General features: G+C 68.6%; 4 protein-coding genes. All 4 read left to right on the top strand.

Features of this window, described 5'->3' with window-relative positions:
- The coding region (locus VR44_RS14815; protein WP_045947947.1) for a glutamate ligase domain-containing protein at positions 1-493 on the top strand (493 nt) is incomplete at its 5' end.
- A 6-nt stretch (positions 494-499) separates the two neighbouring features.
- On the top strand, positions 500-850 hold the full coding sequence (locus VR44_RS14820; RefSeq protein ID WP_045947948.1) for a DUF4233 domain-containing protein: 351 nt from the start codon (positions 500-502) through the stop codon (positions 848-850).
- 64 nt (positions 851-914) lie between these two features.
- A complete protein-coding gene (gene ndk, locus VR44_RS14825; RefSeq protein ID WP_042812770.1) occupies positions 915-1325 on the top strand; it encodes a nucleoside-diphosphate kinase in 411 nt (136 codons plus the stop codon).
- 306 nt (positions 1326-1631) lie between these two features.
- Entirely contained in the window at positions 1632-2651 is a 1020-nt protein-coding gene (locus tag VR44_RS14830; RefSeq protein WP_008738981.1) for a rod shape-determining protein, read from the top strand.
- Positions 2652-2743 lie beyond the last annotated feature (92 nt).

Genomic DNA, 2743 nt, shown 5'->3' on the forward strand with positions numbered 1-2743 from the left:
AAGGCAGCAGGCGCGCGAGCTGGACGCGGACACGGTGCGGCAGGCCTTCGCCTCGGTGACCTCGCCGGGCCGGATGGAGGTCGTGCGCCGCAGCCCCACGGTGATCCTGGACGCCGCGCACAACCCGGCGGGCGCGCAGGTCACCGCTGAGGCCGTGACGGAGGCGTTCGGCTTCAGCCGGCTGATCGGTGTGGTGGCCGCGAGCGAGGGCAAGGACGTCAAGGGCGTCTTCGAGGCCTTCGAGCCGATCTTCGCGGAGGTCGTGGTCACCGAGAACACCAGCCACCGGGCGATGGGCGCGGACGAGCTGGCCGCGATCGCGGTCGAGGTCTTCGGCCCCGACCGGGTGCAGGTGGAGCCCCGGCTGGACGACGCCCTGGAGGCGGCCGTCACGCTGGCGGAGGAAGAGGCCGAATACGGAGGGGCCGGGGTCCTCGTGACCGGTTCCGTGATCACGGTGGGCGAGGCGCGCCTGCTGTTCAAGAGGGGCTGAGGATCGATGCGCACGCTCTGCGCGAGCACGCTGATCGGTGAATTCTTCGTCGTCGGCTTCGCGGGCCTGGTGGCCATGAAGAACCCGGACCTGACCCAGGCCGAGGTCTGGACGGTCTGCGGCGTGACGATGCTGCTGTCGGTGCTGCTGTGCGGGATGCTGTCGCGCCGGGGTGCGGTGGAGCTCGGCTGGGCGCTGCAGATCGGCCTGATCGCGAGCGGTTTCGTGGTCCCGACGATGTTCTTCCTCGGCGCGGTCTTCGCGGCCCTGTGGTGGTGCTCGGTGCGCTACGGGCGCCGGATCGACGCGATCAAGGCGAGCTGGGCCGCCCGTCAGGCCGAGGCTGACGCTGCGTGACCGGTCCCCGTACCGGCCCTGTAGATTCGCCCTACCGCACCCGTATGCCGCAAGGAGTTGGAACATGACCCAGCGCACGCTCGTCATCCTCAAGCCGGACGCCGTCCGCCGTGGCCTCATCGGCGAGATCATCGGCCGGATCGAGCGGAAGGCCGGCTGGACCATTCCCGCGCTGGAGCTGCGCACTCTGGACCAGGAGACCCTGGAGACGCACTACGGCGAGCACAAGGGCAAGCCCTTCTACGAGCCCCTCATGGGCTTCATGTCGAGCGGCCCGGTCGTCGTCCTGGTGGTCGAAGGGGAACGCGTGATCGAGGGTGTCCGCCAGCTGGCCGGACCCACCGACCCGATCGCCGCGGCGCCCGGCTCCATCCGGGGCGACTTCGGGTCCATCACCCGGGAGAACCTGATCCACGCCTCGGATTCCGAGGAGTCCGCGGAGCGCGAGCTGAAGCTGTTCTTCCCCGCTCTCTGAGCCGTCGCGCGCATTCCTTTCTGACGCGACATCAGCCAAATAGCGCTCACGACCTGGGGCGACCGAAGTAATTTCGGTCGCCCTTCGGTATTGCGGGCCGTGTCCGGGAACGCATGGACAGGACACGACGTCACCACTAAGGGGGCGGGTATCCGTTCCGGCGGGTTCGCCGGAGTCCCGTCGCGCGATGTCCGTACCCGCGGCACTACGATGGGGCCTCCACCCACACACCCACCTCGCCGACCTGACAGCAGCCGCTATCAACTGGAAGGCCAGACGCTCCTCATGGGGAACAAGGGGAACAACATGTCGTTCATCGGCCGTGACATGGCGATCGACCTCGGGACCGCCAACACGCTGGTGTACGTGAGGGGCCGGGGAATCGTCCTGAACGAGCCGTCCGTGGTCGCCATCAACACGAACACCGGTGGCATCCTGGCGGTCGGCTCCGAGGCGAAGAAGATGATCGGGCGCACGCCCGGCAACATCGTCGCCGTACGCCCCCTCAAGGACGGCGTGATCGCCGACTTCGAGATCACCGAGCGGATGCTCCGGTACTTCATCCTCAAGATCCACAAGCGCCGCTACCTGGCGCGCCCGCGCGTGGTGGTCTGCGTGCCCTCCGGCATCACCGGAGTGGAGCGCCGCGCCGTCATCGAGGCGTCCACCCAGGCCGGCGCCCGCCAGGTGCACATCATCGAGGAGCCCATGGCCGCCGCCATCGGCTCGGGCCTGCCCGTCCACGAGGCCACCGGCAACATGGTCGTGGACATCGGCGGCGGCACCACCGAGGTGGCCGTCATCTCCCTCGGCGGAATCGTCACGGCTCAGTCCATCCGGGTGGCCGGCGACGAGCTGGACAACGCGATCATCCAGCACATCAAGAAGGAGTACTCGCTCCTCCTCGGCGAGCGCACCGCCGAACAGATCAAGATCACCATCGGGTCGGCGTACGACCTCGACAAGGACGAGCACACCGAGATCCGCGGCCGCGACCTGGTCTCGGGCCTGCCCAAGACCGTGGTCATCTCCGCGGCCGAGGTCCGCAAGGCCATCGAGGAGCCCGTCAACGCCATCGTCGACGCCGTCAAGACCACCCTCGACAAGTGTCCGCCGGAGCTCTCCGGCGACATCATGGACCGCGGCATCGTGCTCACCGGCGGCGGCGCCCTGCTGCGCGGCCTCGACGAGCGGCTGCGCCGTGAGACGGGCATGCCGATCCACATCGCCGAGGACCCGCTCGACTCCGTGGCCCTCGGCTCCGGCAAGTGCGTCGAGGAGTTCGAGGCCCTCCAGCAGGTCCTGGACGCCCAGCCCCGGCGGTGATCAAATCCCCGTAACGGGGCATGTGGAACACAAGGATCCGCCGTACGGGTGCTGTCGCGCCCGTGCGGCGGATCGTTGATATACAGGCACAG

This window comes from Streptomyces katrae (assembly GCF_000966975.1).
GTDB classification, from domain to species: Bacteria; Actinomycetota; Actinomycetes; order Streptomycetales; family Streptomycetaceae; genus Streptomyces; species Streptomyces katrae.